Annotated in this window: 19 protein-coding genes and 4 pseudogenes; 10 read left to right on the top strand and 13 right to left on the bottom strand. The window is 45.2% G+C overall.

Features of this window, described 5'->3' with window-relative positions; translation table 11 throughout:
* The first annotated feature begins 9 nt into the window (after nt 1–9).
* The 8 genes and pseudogenes from EHN07_RS06720 to EHN07_RS06685 form a co-directional block, all read left to right on the top strand.
* Entirely contained in the window at nt 10–693 is a 684-nt protein-coding gene (locus tag EHN07_RS06720; RefSeq protein WP_124023401.1) for an oligogalacturonate-specific porin KdgM family protein, read from the top strand.
* Nucleotides 694–840: 147 nt separating this feature from the next.
* Entirely contained in the window at nt 841–2175 is a 1335-nt protein-coding gene (locus tag EHN07_RS06715) for an extracellular solute-binding protein (RefSeq protein ID WP_124023400.1), read from the top strand.
* A 23-nt stretch (nt 2176–2198) separates the two neighbouring features.
* Entirely contained in the window at nt 2199–3080 is an 882-nt protein-coding gene (locus EHN07_RS06710) for a carbohydrate ABC transporter permease (protein WP_124023399.1), read from the top strand.
* 4 nt (nt 3081–3084) lie between these two features.
* The gene (locus EHN07_RS06705; protein WP_124023398.1) at nt 3085–4002 is read left to right on the top strand and encodes an ABC transporter permease subunit; all 918 of its coding nucleotides are present in this window, start codon (nt 3085–3087) and stop codon (nt 4000–4002) included.
* 9 nt (nt 4003–4011) lie between these two features.
* Nucleotides 4012–5103 carry an ABC transporter ATP-binding protein gene (locus EHN07_RS06700; protein WP_124023397.1) on the top strand — a complete coding sequence of 364 codons (1092 nt, stop codon included), beginning with the start codon at nt 4012–4014 and terminating at the stop codon, nt 5101–5103.
* 17 nt (nt 5104–5120) lie between these two features.
* Nucleotides 5121–5801 carry a DUF1868 domain-containing protein gene (locus EHN07_RS06695; RefSeq protein ID WP_124023396.1) on the top strand — a complete coding sequence of 227 codons (681 nt, stop codon included), beginning with the start codon at nt 5121–5123 and terminating at the stop codon, nt 5799–5801.
* Nucleotides 5802–5857: 56 nt separating this feature from the next.
* Complete coding sequence (locus tag EHN07_RS06690; RefSeq protein ID WP_124023395.1) at nt 5858–6568, top strand: MgtC/SapB family protein; 711 nt, start codon at nt 5858–5860, stop codon at nt 6566–6568.
* Nucleotides 6569–6593: 25 nt separating this feature from the next.
* Nucleotides 6594–6722: pseudogene (locus tag EHN07_RS06685) on the top strand (hypothetical protein); the annotation flags it as partial.
* Between the two features lie 161 nt (nt 6723–6883).
* Here EHN07_RS06685 and EHN07_RS06680 read toward each other — a convergent pair.
* The 6 genes and pseudogenes from EHN07_RS06680 to EHN07_RS20805 form a co-directional block, all read right to left on the bottom strand.
* A pseudogene (locus tag EHN07_RS06680) lies at nt 6884–7581 on the bottom strand (IS1 family transposase).
* Between the two features lie 56 nt (nt 7582–7637).
* A pseudogene (locus EHN07_RS06675) lies at nt 7638–7808 on the bottom strand (MobH family relaxase); the annotation flags it as partial.
* A gap of 227 nt (nt 7809–8035) precedes the next feature.
* Complete coding sequence (locus tag EHN07_RS06670; RefSeq protein WP_124023394.1) at nt 8036–8491, bottom strand: NUDIX hydrolase; 456 nt, start codon at nt 8489–8491, stop codon at nt 8036–8038.
* Between the two features lie 105 nt (nt 8492–8596).
* Nucleotides 8597–9508, bottom strand: a complete 912-nt coding sequence (locus EHN07_RS06665; protein ID WP_124023393.1) for an ArdC family protein — start codon at nt 9506–9508, stop codon at nt 8597–8599.
* A gap of 84 nt (nt 9509–9592) precedes the next feature.
* A complete protein-coding gene (locus EHN07_RS06660) occupies nt 9593–9886 on the bottom strand; it encodes a hypothetical protein (RefSeq protein WP_124023392.1) in 294 nt (97 codons plus the stop codon).
* Nucleotides 9887–10253: 367 nt separating this feature from the next.
* Nucleotides 10254–10358: pseudogene (locus EHN07_RS20805) on the bottom strand (phosphorothioated DNA-binding restriction endonuclease); the annotation flags it as partial.
* A 143-nt stretch (nt 10359–10501) separates the two neighbouring features.
* On the opposite strand from EHN07_RS20805, the gene EHN07_RS06650 reads away from it, so the two are divergent.
* On the top strand, nt 10502–12013 hold the full coding sequence (locus EHN07_RS06650; protein WP_124023391.1) for a hypothetical protein: 1512 nt from the start codon (nt 10502–10504) through the stop codon (nt 12011–12013).
* 109 nt (nt 12014–12122) lie between these two features.
* Nucleotides 12123–13331, top strand: coding sequence for an IS256 family transposase (locus EHN07_RS06645; RefSeq protein ID WP_124023390.1), 1209 nt, complete (start codon nt 12123–12125; stop codon nt 13329–13331).
* Between the two features lie 206 nt (nt 13332–13537).
* Here the strand turns inward: EHN07_RS06645 and EHN07_RS06640 are convergent, their stop codons facing one another.
* The 7 genes from EHN07_RS06640 to EHN07_RS06615 form a co-directional block, all read right to left on the bottom strand.
* Nucleotides 13538–15205 (bottom strand): response regulator receiver domain, encoded by a 1668-nt coding sequence (locus tag EHN07_RS06640; protein ID WP_208646983.1) that lies wholly within the window; start codon nt 15203–15205, stop codon nt 13538–13540.
* Nucleotides 15206–15218: 13 nt separating this feature from the next.
* Nucleotides 15219–17060 carry an ATP-binding protein gene (locus EHN07_RS20640; protein ID WP_244202371.1) on the bottom strand — a complete coding sequence of 614 codons (1842 nt, stop codon included), beginning with the start codon at nt 17058–17060 and terminating at the stop codon, nt 15219–15221.
* A 62-nt stretch (nt 17061–17122) separates the two neighbouring features.
* On the bottom strand, nt 17123–18178 hold the full coding sequence (locus EHN07_RS20635; RefSeq protein ID WP_244202370.1) for an ATP-binding protein: 1056 nt from the start codon (nt 18176–18178) through the stop codon (nt 17123–17125).
* Nucleotides 18179–18182: 4 nt separating this feature from the next.
* Nucleotides 18183–19229: a DNA cytosine methyltransferase gene (locus EHN07_RS06630; RefSeq protein WP_124023389.1), complete on the bottom strand. Its 1047-nt coding sequence runs from the start codon at nt 19227–19229 to the stop codon at nt 18183–18185.
* Nucleotides 19230–19599: 370 nt separating this feature from the next.
* The gene (locus EHN07_RS06625; protein ID WP_124023388.1) at nt 19600–21081 is read right to left on the bottom strand and encodes a conjugal transfer protein TraG N-terminal domain-containing protein; all 1482 of its coding nucleotides are present in this window, start codon (nt 21079–21081) and stop codon (nt 19600–19602) included.
* Nucleotides 21078–21335 carry a hypothetical protein gene (locus EHN07_RS06620; protein ID WP_124023387.1) on the bottom strand — a complete coding sequence of 86 codons (258 nt, stop codon included), beginning with the start codon at nt 21333–21335 and terminating at the stop codon, nt 21078–21080. Before EHN07_RS06620 ends, EHN07_RS06625 begins: the two co-directional genes overlap by 4 nt.
* Nucleotides 21332–22699: an integrating conjugative element protein gene (locus tag EHN07_RS06615; RefSeq protein WP_124023386.1), complete on the bottom strand. Its 1368-nt coding sequence runs from the start codon at nt 22697–22699 to the stop codon at nt 21332–21334. Before EHN07_RS06615 ends, EHN07_RS06620 begins: the two co-directional genes overlap by 4 nt.
* Nucleotide 22700 lies beyond the last annotated feature (1 nt).

The raw sequence follows: 22700 nt of genomic DNA, 5'->3' as shown, positions 1-22700 counted from the left end.
GTGACAAAAATGAATTATAAAAATACAACTTTGCTGGCTACGCTTCTTGTCTTTTCATCGGCTCAGGCGGTCACTCTGGATTACCGCCATGAATACACGGATGTAGAAAAGACCAATAAAGATCGCTTTCTTATCACACATCGGTTTGACAATAGCCTAGGGTTTGGCTTGGAAGCCATGTGGAAGAACGGCGGAAATCACAAACAAAAACCTTATAACGACATGGTGAGCAACGGTACTGAAGCCACCCTGAGTTATCAATTTGCCGCGACGGACAGGCTCAACTTACAACCCGTGTTTGTGATGCAGAGTGGAACGGCACACACCGGTTATAAACCCGGGCTGTATGGCAGTTATAAATTCAATGAGGACTTCAGTGCCGCATTACGTTACCGCTGGGAGTACATACGCTATACGACACCAGGGGTGGAGGATGACAACGTCAACCGAGCCGACCTCTGGTTGTTCTATAAAATGGCCCCCTGGGTCTTTGAATACAACTATTTCTACATCCACAGTGACAAGCGACTGCGCTATGACAATAAACACGGCGATTACGAGCACAGCGTCAAAGTGCAATACAACATCGATAAGAATTGGGGACCCTACGCTACCATCCTGAACAAATCGGTCAGAAATGATTCCGATGCTCGCCAGACGGGGTTCCGCTTGGGGGTACAGTATCGGTTCTGAGTATCGAGCCCTGCAATGACACCGGGTTGGAGGGTTCCCCCCTATCGTGGGTTTGGTCGTCGCTGGACAATGAGCCGTAACATAAAAAAGATATTTCATCATGTAATACTCTCTGTCGACTGAACCAGAACAACCAAAGGAAAGATAATGAAATTACCGTCTATCTCTTCAGTAAACCTTGGCGTACTCGTGGCAACCTTATTGTCAGCCAGTGTTTCCCAGGCTGAAACCATCACCTTCTGGCATGGCCAAACGGGCAAGCTGGGCGATGCAGTTCAAGAGATCTGCAACCAGTACAACCAAAGCCAGGATAAAAACGTGATCAACTGTGTGGGCCAGGGAGGGAATGAGGTCCTGATGCAAAAAACGATAGCCTCCTATCGGACAAAAAACCAACCTGAAATGGTGTTGGGTTTTGATGCGGGTACCTTGGATCTGATGCTCTCCAATGCGGTCATTCCCGTGCAGGAATTGGCCGAGAAACAGGGAAAAGTGGTGAACTGGGAAGCGTATATTCCCGGGATCCGTTCATACTATGAATCCTCGCAAGGCAAACTGTATGCACAACCCTTTAATGCGTCAACCGTGGTGTTGATCGCCAATCAGCAGGCATTGGCAAAGGCAGGTATTGATACTTTGCCGGACACTTGGGAAGCGTTTGGGGAGGCGCTCGTGCAGTTAAAGCAGAGCGGACAGGCTTGTCCTTTCTCCACCGATGCTCACCCGTGGCGCTATCTGGAACAATTCTCCGCAGTGCAGGGAGAGCCTGTTGCCACTCACGGCAATGGCTATACCTCGTTGAATAGCCAGTATACCTTTGATACCACTTCCCACTTGAAAATCATGAATGACCTGCAGGCTTGGCGTAAGGCAGGCTTGGTGAAACTTAATGCGGACACCCAAGCGGGAAACTATGTCGCCGCCTTTACCACTGGTGAATGTGCCATGTCATTGGTTTCTTCCGGTGCGTATGGTCAGGCCTATCTGGCTCTGAAAGATAAAACCAAATTGCTGATTGGAAAAATGCCGATTTATGCCAATACCCCACGTTTTAACACGCTGGTAGGCGGCGGTGCCATCTGGGTAATGAAAGGCCACACGGAGGAGAAATACAACGCGGTACTGGACTTCTTAGATTACCTTCGCCAGCCAGAGGTACAAATCAAGTATGTGAGGCGTACCGGTTTCTTACCGGTGACACAACAGGCCTATCAAAAAATCATGCAGTCAAATCTCGCGAATGACAGTGATTTTGCGACGGTTAAGGTTGGGGTCAGTTCATTAAGCGAACCGGGAAACCTCAATACCAAAGGCATTCGACTGGGATTCTATGTGCAATTCAGAGAAATCTGGATGGAAGAAACACAGAAGGCTTTTGCGGGTCAGCAAACCATGGAACAGGCCATCAAGCAAGCCAAGGTGCGTGGCGATCAATTGCTGGAACGCTTCGCGCGTACCTATAAGAACCATACCTTACCCTAACGCGAGCGATAACGAGACGGGATATGAATAAAATATATCAAAACAGATGGCTTCCGGTGGGGTTACTGATACCCCAACTGCTACTAATCGGCATCTTCTTCTACTGGCCAGTCATTCAGGCATTTTTCTGGTCGGTCTATCTGGAGCCGCCATTTGGCGGTGAGGCTGAATTTGTCGGGCTGGAAAACTTCAGTCGCGTACTGAGTGATGAACAGTTCTACAATTCGATAAACCGCTCAATTGTATTTATGATCACGGCATCTTCGTCGGCGGTGCTTATCCCCCTGATCCTGGCGGTCGCTGCCGATCGTCACATCCGCTTGGCCAAACCGGCACGTAATATCCTGCTCTGGCCAAAAGCCGTGGCGGGCGCATCAATTGGCATGGCATTCAGCATTCTGCTCAACCCCCATGTGGGGTTGTTGTCACCGATTAATGCTCTGTTTCCGGGCTTCTGGAATCCGGGGCTGAATGGCACCGATGCCAACATTATGTTGAACATTGCCTATATCTGGCGGGGGATCCCCTTCAACTTCATTATCCTGTTGGCCGGTCTGCAGGGGTTACCCCAGAGTATGATCCAGGCCGCTGCTGTGGATGGTGCAGGGCCGTGGCGCAGACTCTTTGAAATACAAATTCCGCTACTCTCGCCCCAATTGTTCTTCTGCATGGTACTGGAAGTGACCGCGAGCTTTGCTTCGGCTTTTGCCTTGGTTGACTCAATGACGCAAGGGGGCCCAGGCGGTGCTACCAACTTGTTTGTCTACAAGATCTACGTTGACGCCTTTAAGTCGTACGATTTGTCCGGTGCGTCTACCCAAACGGTGATTTTGATGGCCATCGTCATGCTGCTGACATGCTTCCAGTTTTTCTTTTTGGAAAAACGGGTTAAATACAATAGGTAATAACATGATTGAAAATACCCGATCGATTGACATTGCGGCCAATACGGTGCTGATCCTTGGCATGTTGTTTATTCTGACCCCGCTGTATTTTGTGATCACCACCGCGACGCACTCGTTTGAATATGTGTTGCAGAATGGGACGCCCTTTTATCCTGGAACTCATTTGGTTGAAAACATCAAATACCTATTTAACGAGACGCTCATTCCAACCCAAATCCTCAACAGCCTGTCTGTTGCGTTAACAGTGGCGCTGGGAAAATGCCTGTTTGCCTATATCACGGCCTTTGCCTTGGTTTTCTTTAACCTGCGGTTTTCGAATGTGATTTTTGCTCTGATCCTAGTCACAATCATGTTACCGCTGGATGTTCGGGTGGTCACCACCTATGAAGTGGCTTCCAATATCCTCGCCCCCCTCAACTGGCTCTTTCGCGTGACGGGCATTCAGGCGTTGTACCTGAGCCTGATGGGGCAACCCCTGCATCTTGAGTTGAGCGTACTCAATACCTACTTTGGCCTGGCCGTTCCCTTGATTGCGCACGGGACGGGAACCTTTATGTTCCGCCAGTTTTTCAAAACCATCCCTAAAGAGTTGCCAGAGGCCGCCAAAATGGACGGTGCCAGCCCGCTGCGGTTCGCGCTGGATATCCTGTTGCCGATTTCCAAATCCAATTTCGCTGCGCTCTTTATTCTGATGTTCTTGGGAGGATGGAGCGCCTACCTGTGGCCGTTGGTGGCCTCATCGACCCCCGAGATGCAAACCGCGGTGGTCGGGCTGGCCAAATTGCAACCCAGTTCAGACGGCGAGATCGCCAATTACCCGGTCATCATGACCGCCGTCCTGATGGTTTCTTGTATTCCCCTTATCATGATTGCACTGTTGCAAAAACATGTGGTGAAGGGACTGGCATTATCGGAGAAATAGAAGGTGAATATGAGTAATACCTCTGTATCGAGCATCGTTTTGCGCAATGTGTCAAAAACGTACAATAAAACCAATACGGTGATCCCCGCCTGTAATATCGAGATCTCGGCGGGCATGTTCACCGTCATTTTAGGGCCTTCCGGGTGCGGAAAGTCGACGTTGTTGCGGATGATAGCCGGCCTAGAAAGCACCAGCTCTGGCACGATTTCCATCGGTGGGGTGGAGGTCCAGAATAAAGAGCCGAAAGACCGCGGTTGCGCCATGGTATTTCAAAACTATGCCCTGTATCCCCATATGACCGTGTTCAAGAATATCGGCTACAGCCTGAAGGTGATGGGGCTGCCGAAAGAAGAGATTGCAGCGCGCGTCAATAAAGTGGCTGCTTCGATGGGGTTACAGGACTATCTTGAACGCCAACCGCATGCGCTTTCCGGAGGACAGCGCCAGCGGGTGGCAATTGGCCGAGCCATCGTGCGTGAGCCCAAGGTGTTGCTGTTTGATGAGCCGCTCTCGAACCTGGATGCGCAATTAAGAAATGACATGCGAATTGAACTGTCGGAACTTCACAAGCGGATCAATGCCACCTCAGTCTTTGTGACCCACGATCAGGTTGAAGCGATGACGCTGGCGGATAAAATTCTTATCCTGAACAAAGGCAATATCGAACAATTCGCCACACCGGCCGAGATTTATCACCGCCCGGCCAGCGTGTTTGTGGCAGAATTCATCGGTTCGCCGGCGATGAATATTTTTGATGTCACGCTTGATGAAAATACCGTCGCCATCAAGGGTACCCTGCTAGGTACTTTTGCCACGCAACAAAATATTGAGAGGGCCTATATGGGGATTAGGCCCGAAGATATTCAGCTTACCCATGATGATGGGATACCCTTCCACATTCATCACCGTGAAGATCTGGGATCGCACACGATTTTACATGGCACCATCGGTGATGCCATCCCCTTAAGGGTAGTGACGCCTTTTGGGCAAAAAATCCCTGATGCCGTTGAAATGCAGATAACCATTCCGAGGGATAAGTGTCATTTATTCCATCATGAATCCAAGAAAAATATTACGCGTTATACCGATTGCGCTATTTGATGAAAAGGGGTTGAACGATGAATCAGAGACATTTGCCCGTGGGAGTGACCAATGGAAAATTTGATGAAAACGGGAATGCGTTACCCTTTGTGGGCAATACGGTTATTGTCCATATTACCCATACCTTGCTCTATCTACGGCTGTGTGATTTTCATGCGCGGTTAGCCCAGTCCGCACTGACGAATAATTTATATTCGCTTTTGCCGCCTCAAAGTTACCATATCACGCTCTTTGACGGTGCCTGTAAAAAAAGTGAAGAGGGATGGTACTGGCCCACAAACCTGCCGATATCGGCGTCATTACAGGCGTGTACCGAGTTTATGGTCAGCAAGATTAATGAAAATGCCATCGTATCCCCTGAGTTGACCTTCTCAGTTAGCGCTTACAAACCGGTGGTCAATACCTTGGCCATCATTGTTCAACCTTCTGGCGATACGGTCGAGCAGGTTCAGGTATTAAGAGATAAACTTTCATCAGCATTAGGGATCCGCCGACGAAACCATTATGAGTATGTCTATCATATTACGTTGGGCTATTTGCTAAGAACCCCGAGTCCAACGGAGCAGGAAATGTTATCAACGCTGTTGCAACAATTTATCAGTGAATTGACGGAGGAAGAATCAATATTGAAGCTGGAGAAAGCTGAACTGTGCCAGTATGAGAGTATCACGGCGTTTTCGCCGATACTTTATTTTTAAAAAATACTCGATGTTAAAATTTACAGGTTGCAATTTTTCTTTGAAATGAGGGTGTCATGTCACTACTACTCTCCTATTTTGATGATGGTTTAAATTCAGTTTCCGGGTTGGCCAGATTATTTCTGGCCTGTTTTTTATGTGGCTTGATTGGCCTTGAACGTGAATCTAAACACAAGCCAGTCGGTTTCAAAACCTGTGTTATTATTTCAGTATCCAGTTGCCTGTTGACGCTGATTTCCATCCAATCTGCCTTGTATTATGCGGGCTCGTCTGACAATATTCGCACCGACCCGATGCGCCTTGCGGCACAGGTGATCAGTGGTGTAGGGTTTCTAGGGGCAGGTGTTATCTTGCTAAGGTCTAACCAAGTGATTTCTGGGCTAACAACGGCCGCCATCATTTGGTCTGCTGCGGGGATAGGTATCGCCTGTGGCGCGGGGTTTTATTTATACGCGTCGGTGACGACGGTATTGATCCTTACGATGATAAAATTCAGCCATGTCATTACGCGACTGAGCAACCGGTTATCTCGTTATCAAGGGATAGATGCCAGTGTGCTGGTCATGAATAGTGACGCGATAGAAACCTTATTGACCGATTTAAACCTGAAAGGTTATGAGATTGATAATATCAATATCATGGATAATAAGAAAAAAAGGGTGGAGGTCAGGTTGCGATTGAATGTGAATAACAAGTCGGACATTTTTTTGCTCTACAGTACACTCAAAGGCTTTGACTATATTTACTCCGTTTCACTGAATCGCTAAATAGCTTATATGGACACCTCACTAGTGCCGGACGATGCGGCAGCTGTTGAGAAAAGTTTACCACTTTATGGAAACCGTCAGTCCGTTCCCAGGAGGCAAACATGGGCTGAAAAAATGTAGTGGTATTAGGCGCAGCTATTCATTCTTATTGTGATGAACATTGCATTTTTAATAATGAAATTACCACATAGTCACTATGTAAATTGAATGCCTATTATTTGATTATAAAATTTCATTTGATATATACCCGTGATCATTGAAGATGCTTGATTTTGAGCACGATGAGGATCATGCTTTTGCCGGTGGTGATTCCAATTAGTAGAACATGTATTTTTCAATGAAGGCCCCGATGACTTTTTCATGTAGCTCAACAGAGCGTGAGAAGCAGATGGTCCGGCGGGCCAGACGCTTGATTCGGGTTCTCAGCGTCAGGTTGTTGCGCTCAGTGCGTTGAGTGAAGATTTTGCCTGTCAGATGTTTATCCCTCGGCACTTCCCTGCTGTAACTCCCCCAGTTATCGCGGGTTATCATGCCAATATTAAACGGTGTGAGCAGAGCCAGCAGTTCGCGGCAGGTGTTATCCGTGCGCAGTCCGAACGTATAGGCCAGAACGCCCCCCCCTGTTTTGGTGTTGTATGCATACCAGAGCCAGTGCTGGCAGGCTTTACTGCCGACAAAGCCCCATTACTCATCAAGTTCACAGATAAGAGCTATATCTGTATGGGCAACCGGAGATGATGTTATTCGCTTCGGCGCGAGTTTTTCAAAGTGCGAATGACGATATTAATGCCGATTTTCAGCGTCCTTGCAGTAACCCGGACGCCGGCACCGTTGAAGGCCATTTCTGTGATTTGCTCTTTTACACCCGGCTTACGGGCTTCATAGGTATAAGTGAGCAGAAACACGCGGTGGCAGTCATGGCAGCGAAATCTGTCACGACCTTTAGGGTTCTGACCATGGCGGTAAACCTGAGCAGACTGACAGCGGGGACAATGAACAGTAACGCTGGCCATGAGATAACCTCAAAAACGGATATCATACATCAATTCAACTAATTAGAGGCATTACCCAATGAGGCGGGGAGCGCGGTGCTCTGACGGATAAACTGGATAAGCTGCTGGCGGAATGGCTTCGCCAGCAGGATTTCAGCAGATTCAGGTTGCAGCCAACCCTCCGTGGCGTTTGTCTCGTCAGTGGATGGTGTGGTGTCTGGTTGTTTGCGCGTCAGCCATATCCGCATAATGGCCCTTTATACCCAATGGATTTTGTGTTGCAGGAAAGCCAACGCATCTGCAACACAAAAGACGAAGGGAAACCCTTTTTCGGGTAAGCCCGTTACCCCTTCCCTCTCTTCCCCTTAACCTTTGGGATTTTGCCTTTTGGTGCCATCAGGTTCGGGGGGAAATTGTTTATTGGGGCGCGCAAATTATTTTGTATGTAGTTCAGGTACCTTTTGGTGAATATCAGTTAGCGGTGGGTCTTTTCAGACTCGGAGAGGATCGCGGATATATTTTCAGGAAAAATAACGCCAGTTGTTTTTTCCAGATCGTCAGGCGTCCACCAGTGATAGTCATTGATGACGAGCCGTTCATGATCGCTCCAGGCTTCGGTGCTGATCTCTTCATCGTTAATATGCACAATAAAAAAACGTTCCTGAGCCAGAACTGTTTCGCCGCTGGGTAACAGCATCTGAAATGTACGTTCTGCGACAGAGGTGCCGATATCCTGGCGTATAATTCCTGTTTCCTCACGAAGTTCTCTTATCGCTGCTTGTTCAAAGGATTCACCATCTTGGACGCCACCCCCGGGTGTGGCCCAGTAAGATCTGCCAGCCAGTGCGTCAGAATTGTGAGTGAACCGGAAAAGCAGGATCCGATTTAAAGGAGCAATAATCAGTAATCGTGATGAAGGGCGTGTTCTCACTGAAGGTCTCGCTATCGTTATCAATAAAACGGGATTGAGATGTTAGCATTTAACAACCAGTAGAATGCCGACAGATAGAATAAGCATACTGTCGGCAAGATTTAGTTATGCGCTCAGCGCTAACGGCTGCTGCGCCTGTTCAAGCAGGTATTCGCAGGCATTACGCGCTAATCCGCTGGCACGGAAAATCGCTTTTTTGTCCTGCTGCAACACCTTCAGCCACGATGCGATGTAGCTGTCATGCTGTAGCTTCGCCTGAATGCCGACATGAGCGCACAGGAAGGCAGAGCCCATTTCGGCAACGAGTTCTTCGAAACTATACGTCGGATCGCCAAAGGTATGGTTTCCGGCGGTGATGCCGTCCCGACTCAGCCGTGAAGCGTGCCCAGTGGCGTGCGTCAGCTCATGCAATAGCGTGCCGTAATAATCTTCACGCGACGTGAACTGCTCAGGATGCGGCATGATGATGCAGTCGCGCCCCGGCGAGTAATATGCCCGGTTCTGGCGTCGGTGAGTGATCGTCACTGCGCTTTGCCGGGCAACCAGCTCAGCAGCGGCAATGGGATCATTGACCATCACGACAGGTTGCGAGAAGGCTTCCGGCAGTCCTTCGCATTGTTGAAGATTGAACAACCGGAACTCGCGTACCACAGCGTAAGACGTCACTTTAGGATTGCCGTCAGCATCAAGAACCGTGTTCCCGTTACTGTCCACAACCTCGCGTTGCTGGGGAAGATAGAACACGGCCAGTGTAGATTTTTCGCCTTTACGAACGTTACCGCCTGCATTGCGAATCTGAGTGAAGGTCAGCCAGCGATCGCTTTCATATCCCTGTCGCTCAGCGCTGTTCCAGAGCAGAGGAATATTGATACCGTGATACAACCGCCCGGATAAGGCATTCATCGGCACCACCGGTTCCCCTTCCCGCCACGGGCGAACCCAGGGGATCACGCCTTTCTCCAGCGCGGCGATAATTTCATCGGTGACTTTCTGGTAAAGATCGTTGCTTCTGTTCATAAGCGTAACCTCATGATAAAGAAGCCGGGTACAGCGCTCCCGGTCGGGAGTCGCCCGGCATGGGAGTAGAGGATGCTGAGGTAATCAGCTGGTGTGAAGGGCAGTAACCAACAAGTGATCATCTTCAAGGGTTAAGTGCAGCGGCGTCATCAGCGGTACATTGCTACTGCCGTCGGCGGGAAAACAGTACAGACCGAAATTAATACTCTTACGGTCCAGGCCTGCGCTTTTGAATGTCAGAATGGTCGCGACAATCAGGTTTTCGAGGCCGTCGTCTTCCTGAGAGGGAACGGGTGGAAAACTAACTACCTTTTCCCAGGCCTCAGATGAGATAGACAATGATAAGGATGTTGCTTCAGTGATGGATGAAGTTGGCATAGTATTTCTCCAGTGATGAAAGCAGAGAAACACCGCCCGACAGGGAGGGATTCCCTGCATGGTGGGGTAGAGGATGTATCAGGCGCTAAGCGCTGTCCGCGAGGATGATACAGAGCGGACGAAAAGGCGAGCCTCACCGGGAAGGTGGCAACCTGAAGGCTCCGGTTGCGGGTTGAACTTCGCACAGATTAATACGGTATCAATAATAATCAAGAGTCAGGCTCTTCAATGAGAGAGTTTGGGAGTCGTTATTCTGGAATCCACTTTGGTGCGCAGGGGTTATCAGCTATAGGGGTTAAAGGCAATTTATCCTCCGGAGGGGATAAAGCATATTGGGCAATTGATGATACCTATGAAGCTTACGGTCTCAGGTTTTGAAGATCTGCTTACGATGCCAGCCGACGTATTGTTCAGTGGGCCGTAGCAATGTGTCATGAGGAAGAGGCAATTGCTGGCCGTCACGTTGATGATAGGGAAATCACGTGTTACGTTTATAACTCTGAAAGTTGCAGAGCTAATGAAAAGGTGAACCACGTCGGGAGAGGCTAAAACTAAAGGTTTTGGTTGCGGCTCTATTTTAAGAGTCTTTTAAGAATTGATTAGGGTTATTTTGAAATGCTAGAGCTTGATCTTGGCAAAATGGAAGTTGAGGACATTTTTGATCTGGATATAGAGAAAGAGGATGTTCTAAAGGTATACATTCCACTAGAAAGTATTGGTGTCACAAATTCCTATATGGATATTAGTGATGATTATTTAGAAGCATTATGGGTTGGTGAAAGATTGGCATCAGAGGCTAAGGCTGCAAACGTGGTCTATGATTATATCTCTGAAGTGCATAAAACTCGCTTATGTTTAATGCTTTACCAACCAACCATTAGTATAAAAATTGCCATCGAAGAATGTGTTATTTTATATTGTCGAGGTGATGATGGTAATTATGATTTTTACCAATCTGTACGTGATAAGGTCTTGAATTTTGAACTTGAATTGGACAGTTATTCTATTCGATTACCAGAAATTGCTGATGATTATTATGCGAATTTAATCGAAGGTGCTTATTGCGAAATGCTATCGGAGTCACCTGAGCTATATTTTGATGAGGTAAAAAAACACCCTGAGAGGAAGTTAGGCTATTGGCGGAGTTTCTTCAGTAACAGATTGGATAATGACTGCTATATGTCAAGTAGAGGTTGGTTAATTCCCGGAAATTTAAATCTTAATTACTTCTTTGAAGTCACTGGTCAAAAGTACCGTACTGAAAAATTATTACCAGCAGAAATACTAGTAGCAAATGATACATCTTATGTATTGGCGGATGGCCTAGTTGCATATTTCCCTATGAAACAATATCTTAATTCAAGGTTTTGTAGCAGTCTTACAATGTTTGTTGGTGATGATGAAGATGAAGAGTGTTGGCCTCCAGATGAATTCGATTGGTCTGATGGACATATATCAGGTAAGAAGCACCTCACTTTTGATAATACTTATATGCCAACTAAGAATATTAGTAAGTGTATGATAGATCATGATGGAACAATGGTTTCTGTACATGATGGAAAATTTTGGCATGTTTTATATGACACCGAAATACTTTCGATAGAGACAATAAAAAATGTCCGTGATAAGTTTAAAAACATATTATCAACTCTCTCTAAAAACATTGATCTCCCGGATAGTATTGCTTATAAATGGGGCTGTCTTTCGGATGAGGAATTTGAGCAGCTTTGTTATGATATTATTTTTAATCACCCTAGATTTAATGCTGATACTATAAGAAAATATGGTAAATCTCGCTCTCGGGATGGAGGGCGAGACATTGAAGTGTATGATATTCCGAAAAGCGCAGGTGTATTGCCTCGTAAATGGATTTTTCAATGTAAATTGATAACAAACTCGAAATCATTATCGGCTACAAAGTTAGTTGATGTTGGGGATATGCTGGAGCGTTACGATGCTCAGGGATTTGGGGTGATGACATCGGCACCTATTGATGCAACCCTATATGATAAGCTTGATTCGATTTGTAGTAAACGTGGGGTGGAACTAATGAATTTTTCAGTACTTGAATTAGAACGAGTACTTTATTGCGATGATATATTGAGGTACCGTTATTTTGGTAAATAGAGTAATGGATTAACGAATGAGCATATTTTATTGGGAGAGCCTGTACATAAATTTGTGTAATTGCCTGATTTTGATATGTTCAATCCAACATCAAAAAGCAGGTTAATTTATGGACGAAAAACAGTTGCAGGCTCTGGCTAACGAACTGGCCAAAAATCTCAAAACCCCTGAAGATCTCAACCAGTTCGATCGCATGCTGAAAAAAATCAGCGTTGAAGCCGCTCTTAATGCCGAAATGATTCATCATCTCGGGTATGAGAAAAATCACCCTAAAACAGGAAACAATACCCGTAACGGCCATTCGACAAAGACGGTTATCACCGGTGATGGCCCTCTGGAACTGCGTACTCCCCGCGATCGTGACGGCTCCTTTGAACCAGTGCTGGTGAAGAAAAACCAGACCCGTATTACCGGGATGGATAACCAAATCCTGTCGCTGTACGCAAAAGGCATGACCACCCGCGAAATCACTGCCGCGTTCAAAGAACTCTACGACGCCGATGTGTCACCGGCCCTGATATCGAAAGTGACAGATGCCGTGATGGAACAGGTCGTGGAGTGGCAAAACAGGCCGCTGGACACTCTCTATCCCATTGTTTATCTTGACTGTATTGTTCTGAAAGTCCGGCAGGACAACCGGATTATCAACAAATCCGTGTTCCTGGCCCTGGGTATCAATATCGAAGGGCAGAAAGAGCTGTTGGGTATGTGGCTGGCCGAAAATGAAGGGGCAAAATTCTGGCTGAACGTGCTCACTGAGCTGAAAAATCGTGGCCTGAACGATATTCTTATCGCCTGCGTTGACGGGCTGAAAGGCTTCCCTGATGCCATCAATGCGGTGTATCCACAGGCGCGTATCCAGCTGTGCATCGTGCACATGGTACGTAACAGCCTGCGGTTCGTCTCCTGGAAGGACTACAAGGCTGTCACCCGCGACCTGAAGGCCATCTATCAGGCGCCCACAGAAGAAGCAGGCCTGCAGGCGCTGGCAGCGTTCTCCAGTGCCTGGGACGGGCGGTATCCGCAGATAAGCCGCAGCTGGGAGGCCAACTGGGTCAACCTGGCGACGTTCTTTGCCTACCCGGTAGACATCCGCAAAGCCATCTACACGACGAATGCCATAGAATCCCTGAACAGCGTGATCCGGCATGCCATCAAAAAACGGAAGGTGTTCCCGACGGATGACTCAGTGAGAAAGGTCGTGTGGCTGGCGATCCAGGCAGCCTCACAGAAATGGACGATGCCACTGAGGGACTGGCGTATGGCAATGAGCCACTTTATTATTGAGTTCGGTGACCGCCTGGACGGCCACTACTGAGAAGAGGCATTTACACAGAATGGTGTACAGGCTCTATTGGGAGTTAATACTCATGGAGTTGCAAACCTAATCCGTTAAAATTAAGCAATCACAATATTAATAAAAATACATTCCATGTTTTATTAGAAATATTATATTACATATAACTTATTTGACAATCAAAGAAATGCCGTCAATTTCAACTAAATTAACGGCATGAGTTTAATTTATATGTCTTTTGATTTCACTCGTAGCCATTCATGTTGATCCAGACCAATTCTTGAAAGGTTTCCAACGATATCTGTTGTTATTTTTTGTGCATGGGTCGTTTTTATTTCCCCAATCCATTTTAATACTTTAGAGGGTGATGTATCTGTAATTGGTAATGAATAAAATGATATTTGTCCAAGGTGTTCAGGATCATTTTTTCTTCCGATTATTACTCCTTTCCCATGTTCAACAAGGAAAGTAAATGAAACTATATTAGAGGCTTTTGCTGGCATTTTTATCTTGAAGAAACCGCCATTGGCATTCTCAATTAGTAAATTATAGTTATCTTCGTCGATAGTACCTTTAATAAATAAAAAATTAGCTTTTTCATGTAACCTAACACTATCACATAATGGTTGAATACATAAATACACCATATTATCATTATCTAAAAGTAAAGTTCCTTGTTTTAAGGAAACATTATCTATATTAGAATGATATCTTAAATTCCTACGAGTAATTTCGAGGGAACATAATTGCATTAATTTTTTATCTTCTTCCCCATCTTGGCTTAAGTATTCCTTTTTACCTAAAGGCGCGCGTTCAATAGCATGTTGAATTTCTTCTAAAGAATCAGCAGAGAGTATATTACTTAGATGTTCTACCGATAAGCCTTTTTGTTTTTTTCCGGTTAATAGAAAATTCTTGCGACCATTTTTTGTATAGTGAAAAATAGGCCAGTGGGATAAGGAATCTTTGCTTAAAGATTTCTTCAGATTTTCACTTATTTGTAATGTTGATCTTATTTCTTCAGAAATTAAATCTACCGCATAATCATGAGCGTTCTCATAAGCATATGGCCTTGATTCTCTGGAGTTCATTAAATTTAAAATATGGGAGACGTATGCAGTGTCTAATTTATTATTATACTTTGTTAATATCCCATGGGTTTTTTCTCTTATTTCAGAAATGCACGAAAGTGCGGCGTTGGATAACAATCCAGCTGTAAGATTAGTGAATTTTCTTATTAACACATCTGGAAGGTCTTTTTCAAAAACGTCTTTACTAATAACAACTATACACCATTGTTCGAGTGCATAGTTATCTTCAATAAAAATACTATCATCATTTTTTATTACGCTACAATATGTTTTCTTTAACTCATTGTTCAGCTTAGTTATAACCGCAGTAACATGTTCACCGGTATAAATTGAAAGAAGACGTAATCGTCCACCAGAGTTTATATCTGACACGATAATCGACTTTATTATTTCAATAGCAAATTGCCCACTATCGCTTTGCATATCCCAGTCAAGTATTGTTATATCTGCTTTGCGGGATGATGCTGTAATTATATCTCTTTCTTCAACATTAAAGCTCTTAGCTAATAATCCACAACAAGCAATACCATCTTTGGCGAAAGCTTCTGCTAGAGCCTGGTAATCAAAAGGATGGTTTTTTATCTTTGCTTTTGATTTAGTTGATTCTACCCCTTGGAATGCTAATGGTGTTATTGTCTGTATAGGTTCATCGTCGGGATCAATTAAAGCATCAATATCTTCATCTGTAGGGAAAGTATCGCTACCTGCTCCAAAAGACATATTGTCATCTACAGCAACTACAGAATGTAAAAAACGGCGAACGCAGTCTTCAGAAAGTTTATGAAAATCAGTAGAGCTTGTCATTTATTTATACCCGTTATTCACTTGTTTCTTCTGATGGTTCAATAATAAAGAAGGCACCTTGATCCGGTGTATAATCATCCAATATTATACTAAACCCATCTCGGGATAAACATTCTTTCGAAATGAACAATCCCATTCCACGACCTCCTGTTTTTCTTGTAAATCCCATATCAAATATTATATCTCGATCTCTGGTTGAAACCCCAGGGCCAGTATCACCAATAATAAAGCCTGTGTTAGTAGCATCAAGTATAAGTCTTTTTTCTCCAGTTGTTTTTCCAAGCCAGTATATTGCATTATCAATTAGATTTATAAAGACAGGATAAATAGTTGATGTGTAAGTTACAATTTCTTGACTAACAAATTTAGAGGTAGTGAAAAGCTCAATTCCTTCTTTCTCAAAACGATCATCGAATACATCTCTGATAAACTCTAAAATAGCAGTTCCAGTTATATTCGTTTTAGATCGACTTAAGCGCCTTGTTAATGGTGTAAAGGTTTTTAAATAACCATCCAGATGATCAAAACTAGTTCTGATTTTCTGATAGATAATATCAAGCTTAGGGCTTCTATCTGCCCATGCTTTCAATTCTCTAAGCGCGCTTCTAATTGCTCTTATATTACCATTAAATTCATGATGTACTACGGAAAGAGCCATGCCAAGTAGTATTAACTCAGCGTTATTTGCTTGTTGGTCTCGTAAATGTTCAAGTTCAGTTTCGATTGCTTCGGTTACTTGAGCTGATGATAAATTTTCTGGAGTAGTACTATCGCTAATTATAGCAATTTGGTCAGTTAGTTTTTTTATTTCATTAATGACCTCATTAGAAGTATTCTCAATTTTACTTTCTAGATTTCTTTTGACATCCAATATATACGCAGTATCTTTGCCATTGAGATTAGTTGATTGGAACTCATAAGAAATATTTTTTAGCCCACTTTTATGTTTTTTCTTATTATCAGAGATTAGCTTATTTGTTTTAGATTGAACGTCTTTCAAAGCATTTTTTGCATCATTATATAGTTTAGCTAGTTCTTTGTCGTAGTAACTTTGTTGTAGATTCAAAGAATCCTCAAGTCTCTTACGTAAGTTGAGAAAATCATTATTTTTATTATCTAATTCTATAAGCTTTCTATCAACGTTATCTTTTAGTTCATTTAATAATGACAATATTTTTTGTCTTTCTATTTGATATCTATCCCATAAGTTAGATAACTCTTTTGTTAATCCAACTCCAGACGGTTTCCTTATATCTAAAGAAGTACGTAGATTCTTTATGACAGTATCATTTTGTTCTTTAATTTTATTATATACATAATCTATGTTTGCATCTGTTATTTCTGTACTGGAAAAATATTCTTCATTTTTATTTATTAGTTTATTTATTTCAATATTCCAGTGATCGTTATCCAACTTATCAAAAAAATCATACAGATCTTTCTTTAATCTGTCTTTTTTAGCTTTAGTTTGTTTGGATCTTTTAGACAACAGATCATGTTCTTCATTTCTACGCTGCTTTGTCTCAACAAATAATTCAGACATGTCTCCATCATCTCTAAAGAAGTCTCTTGCTATTTCGATAAAGAAATTTTCAAGCATTTCTTTAAACTGCTTATATGGCTTATTTTCAATGAATCCTTCTCGCCCAGCCTTTTCGACTAACGAAGCATTGTTTTCTTTTGTTAATTCTATTGCTCCAAACAGGCGTCGATATGAGAAAAAGTATTCTGAGGCTGACATTGATCTTCGCTGTTCTATTTTTAGAAAATCTGTATTTGAGTCTCCATATGGTAAAATTCTTAGCCCATCTCTATAAATATATAGACCACCATATCGATCAGTTTTCTCTTTCAATGGAGTCCATAATTCAGCGGGTAAGCGTGAGTCACGTAATCGGCCATGAATATATGCTAATTTTATTTTAAATGGTCCACATTGAGTAAGTTGGTTATTGCTTTTCCATGTGATAACATGCTGGATCGGTTTTTCTCCATAAACAGAGACACTGCCACTGAATTGACCAAATTCGTTAAAATATCCCTCAATATGATGATCTGCAATATTGAATTCTTGTGGTGTGAAAAAATGGATTCACTAATTCTATCAATACATTCACCATCCTCTAAATAATCTCTAAAGCGAGCTATAATTGGAGGGTTTGAATCACTATACATTGTGTTAGTGAAACCTAGTAAAGCTTTTTCTAATCGAGAAGACTGTTCTGTCATTCTACTACTTTCGTTTGGTGAGATATCATCAATTAATATCTCATCAGTGGGTTTGATAATGAAGTGAGTTCCATGCCCGTTTTCAGAGAGCTTTAAACCGCCCAATTTTCTTTCCCATATAATAGGGTCAAAGTCGAAAAGTGATAATTGTGTGTTTATTTGAGATATTTTTGTTTTTGATATTTTGTGTGATAATGAATCTACGTTTTTTCTTGCTTGTGTAAGCATTTCATCAAGAATTGATTTACTTAGAAACTCACCATTATTAATAGTTCTGATTGGTATATCTATGTCATCAAGATCAAGTGAAGGAATTGTAAATAGACTCCAGTTAACAAATGCAGCAACTAGAGGTTTTAGATCATCGTTCCTTTTGGCTCTAGTAAGAACTAGCACCTGTGGCCCAATTGCTGCAATAGATAAACGACCTATACCTTTCTCTCCCATGATAGGGCGGAAAGTTTTATTTCTGTCTATCACAGGTTTATCGATGGCATCTTCGTCAATTAATTTGCTAGAGGTACCAATTGTTAACCATCTCTCTTCAAATTCATCAGCTGTCATGCCTAAACCATCATCTCTCAGGATAAGAAGATTTTCTTTCCTGAAAAAATCAACTTCAACATTATCAGCATAAGCATCGTGAGCATTTTTAAATAACTCACTTAAGGCAGTAGGTATACCAGCAATTTGTTGTCTGCCAAGCATGTCCAAAGCTCGGGCTTTTGTTTTTATTTTAGCCATATATCTATGAATCCTTATTAGTACAATTTTCTATGAGATGTAGCCCAAATAGTCTAGCAAGCTCGCAAGGTACAGCGTTGCCGATTTGTTTTGCCATTGAGTTCAGCGAACCTTTAAAAACATAACTTAAAGGAAATGTTTGTAATCTTGATGCTTCTCTTATGCTGATTGCTCTATGTTGATTGGGATCCGGATGCCCAAAACGACCATTGGAGTAACTATTACATTTCGTCGTAAGTGTAGGCGCAGGCCTATCCCAACTCATTCTTCCATAAGTGTCTGTATGGCCATCATAATTTTTATGGCATTTATTTACTAACTCTTCTGGCCAGTTTCTTCTATCCCCCCCCTCTGGAGTGTGCATAATTCTTTTTAGGTTAAGAGGGGTTAGTGTTCCTGCTCTATGTAAAGGATCTTTGGGATCAGTTTCTCCTGAACATAATTTTTTGAAGTCTTGGATATAATCCCGTACAGTTTTGAATGGAATTTTATTTTTACCATGAGTTATTTCAGGTGGAGTAACTTCACCTACTCGGCTGGCTAAGAGTACGAGCCTTTTTCTTCTCTGGGGGATCCCATAATTCTCAGAATTGGCTATAAAAGATATATAGTTATACTCTAATTCTTTAAGTAGTTTAATAAACTCCTGGAATGGACCTTCTTTTTCTTCATCAATTTTTTGCATTCCAGGAACATTCTCAAGCATAATATATTCAGGAAGGAGTTCTTTAATAAAACGATGAGTTTCATTTAGTAGATTTCTTCTTGAGTCATCACTGGTTTTATTTTTATTCTGTTGCGAAAATGGTTGACATGGCGCACATGCACTCAGCAACAAAGGCCGTTTAGCTTGAATATCAATGATTTCAGAGATATCTTTAGGCTCTATTTTTCTAATATCATCTTGGATGAATTTTGCATCAGGGAAGTTAGCTTTAAACGTTTCTGATGCTTGTGGGTCAATATCTAATCCAAGCTCGATATCAAAGCCAGCCTGACGTAGCCCTTCACTAGCTCCGCCACAGCCACAAAAAAAATCTATAACTATCAAGTTGATACCTTCTTTGAACTAAATAGAATAACTAGAATAAGTTGATATTTTAAATAAAATTGGTTGGTATGGATATAAACTTTGGTCACGCTACCGCCCTGAGGTCATGGCCATCCCCAGACCTTTTGAAGGGATTATGAACAACATTCAACCAATGTTCAACGATGTTAATCCATATAGATCATAATCTTAGTTAATGCTTTGATCTTAAATTAAACAGAAATGGTTAAAGATAGCGCAAAAAATCATTAGGAAATCAGATGTCACGAGTGTTTGGTGGGGTTATACATAAAAATTGGGAATGCATTTTTTCAATAAAAGCGACATTTCATTACATTTTATATGTGTGTAGGAAAGTGAAGTTGATTAATCACTTCACAATCATCCCCCCAGCCTTCCCCCCGCTATCCTGCGCCACCTTAACTCCACCCGCCAGCGCCCCATTCACCGCCATACCAACCCTCACTCCAGCCCACGTCATCGCGCCCAGCCAGAAAGTAGGCAGCACCAGAAACATCGATCCCATTACCAGATTAACAATCACGTCATCCTGCGTATTCTGGATCCCGGCCAGATTCCAGCTACTGTGGGTATCGCTGTTGTAGAGAACATCCAGCAGCCAGCTATCGAGCCACCGTGTCAGTTCCCACCAGAAGGTGAGGAAAAACAGGGCAAACTGCACAAACGTCAGCGTAATCACCGCCTTCACATCCCACGCCGAGCAGAGCGTTATCAGCGGAATACAGATCACCAGCGCCATTTGCAGCAGTGCCTGCACCATCGGTAGCGCCTGTCGCACGCTGTCGAATGCCGGGAACGCCGCTATGCTGCCGAGAATATTTCCGGCGCTGGATGCCAGACGGGTGGCGGCGTTGGTGAGTGTGCCATCGACATTGCCGCCGTAACCGGGATAAACACGCCCGTTCTGCGATACCTGCATATTGCGTTCACTGACCAGCGAGCGCAGTACGGCCTCTTCATATACTACCTGCGGCTGGCCGATTTTTTTGAATGCTGTCCAGATATCCGGGGCCGGGAGTTGCAGTAGCCGGGCCTTCAGCCCAACGGTGTCGTCGGCCCACCACTGTTTGCAGGTGGGGTAGCCGCCCGCTCCCGTATCGGCCAGCCCGGCATCGCGCGATGTGCTGTACGGCCAGGCGCTGCGTGGAGAAAGCGCATGGTCGGTATCGTAGTAACCAGCCGTGTTGAGAAAGTATGACGATCCCAACCAGGCGGTATCATCACTGGTATCATCGTCCAGCTCCCCGGCGCGGGATTTTAGCCGGGCGCGGGAGGGGGCATAACACTCCTCAACGAAATCCCGCAGTTCCTGTGCCAGCGCTGGATCCTTAATGCGAGTGTGCTGCACCTCAAAGCGGATCTGCCTCAGGTCAGGCTGGCAAGGGAGAGCAGTGACCGTCGCAGCGGTGATGCCTTTGCTGATCACATGAATAAAGTACCACCAGACCGGAACGGCGGCGGTTTTGCCGCCCAGGGAGTTAATAATCGGCTGATAGCCGGTATCGGCGGGTTGCGGTACTGACATTCCGCACTGCTTCGAGCGCGTGGTGTCATATTTGATGGTATCGAGATTGATGTTCAGCATCGGCATACAGGAGAACATAATCACCAGCAGCGAGGTGTACATCAGGTGCTCGGTCCATATCAGCGACAGCGCGGCTTTGTTGCCTTCATCCGCCCCCTGACTTCGGGCCTGTAGCCACAGTGCCAACAGCTTAATCAGTAACGGCAGGGCGAATAATCCAGTGGCGCCGATCGCATTCCACAGCCCGTTATTGACCACCCAACTGAGCAGCGTCAGAAAGTATTCCAGGTAGCTGTTGGCCGTCACCGGAATACCTCCGGTACACTCTCATTGAGTGCAATCAGCACAATAAACCACAGCGTGATGCGACAGAGCGCCGGGCGATACGGTGGGAAGCGGTCATACAAATGCCAGCCCACTCCGCAGATCACGGCGTACAACATTATGCGCCAGGGCAGCAGATCGCTGCGGTTAATCTGCGGTGTGTTACCTGCTGCCAGGTAAAGAGTCGCTGCCATGCAGACCAGCAGCATCATGCCGGAGAGCATCAGCCGCTTCATGGCGACGCTTCCCCGCGGGCTTTGTTCAGATCGTTCACCCGCTTGTCGGTATCATCTTCCACGCCGACCGCCTGCCCTTTCGTCTTAGCCCGCATCGTCTGGCGTTCCAGAATGGTCAGTGCGGCGTTATCCGCCAGTGCCTGGCGCATATCCAGTTCCAGCTTGAGCTGAAACAGTTCCTGGTCTAGCTGGGCGGTGGTCTGGGTCAGCGCGATTTGCGCCTCTTTTTCGCCTGAAATATTGGGTTCACGCATCCCCGCCAGCAGCGTGCGCCGGGCCATTAAAGCTTGCTCCATCACGCGAGAGAGCGCCAGTTCACCGGAAAGCCGCTGGATCAGTACCGCCGAGTCCGGTTCATCGCGCAAGGCTTCAATCACCCCGCGCGTCAGGCGTAATGCTCCACCGCTGGCCTGCGCTAACGTATCGTCATTAACCGGCTGGCTGCGGTTCACCATATCGATAATCAGCGGCTGGATTTTTTCCTGCTCTTCCTGAATCAGCGGTGTCAGCCCAACGCCGGACTGTGCGCCGCTTTGCTGGTCCGGGTTGCTGGACCGATCGTTATCCGGCGCGACGTTAATGGTCTGCTCGCCCACCACCCGCGTCAGCCATTTCGCCGCGTCGTCGGGTTTACTCCAGACCTGGCATAATTCCCCCTGGCAGTCGCTGGCGGAAACGGTATTTGTACTGGTTGCGCTGCGGTTATTGAGAAGGTTGTAGCCTGCAATCGTAGTATCACGTACCAGTTTGATAGGCGGCTGGCCCTTGCCGCCCCGGCGTTGGCCGCCCACCCAGCGCTTACCCTTCTCTGCCGCTTCTTTAGCGGCGCGCTGTTCGGCGCGAACGGCGTCTTTTTCGCTGGCGGCAATTCCCTGATAGTTCTCTGCCTGTGCACTCTGCGTCCACGCCGGGCCGAGCGCGTAATCGGTCATTTTCTCTGCCATTTTCTGGCAGCTCAGTAGTGACTTATCGAAGTCGAGCCGGCCCTGAAGCACACCGTTGGTCAGCAGATCGTAGAGTTGAGGGTTAGCCCGCTGGATCACCATTGCGGGCAGGCTGGCGACCGCGCCGGTAGCACTTTCGATAACGTTGCCCATCAGCTGCTGGAAGCCGTCCGTCACGCCGTTGAGTTGGTTGCGCACCGTAGTATTGATATCGAAATTGCCGCACATCATGTCGCTGTTCCAGCTAATACCAACCGTCAGGGGAAAGGTGCTGCGCCGGGTTAGTGGTGGGGAGATGGCCGCGCCGCCACCGATGCGGTAATACATCCAGTCGCTGATCGCCCCCTGCTGCTTGTATTGATATTTGTCAGCTGCCGGGGCGAGAAAGGCGACAAATAAAAGACACACTATCGGGCGCATA

Source organism: Buttiauxella warmboldiae, assembly GCF_003818135.1.
Lineage (GTDB): Bacteria > Pseudomonadota > Gammaproteobacteria > Enterobacterales > Enterobacteriaceae > Buttiauxella > Buttiauxella warmboldiae.
Note: the sequence above shows the minus strand (reverse complement) of the source record. Positions and strands in the feature narration are given on the sequence as shown.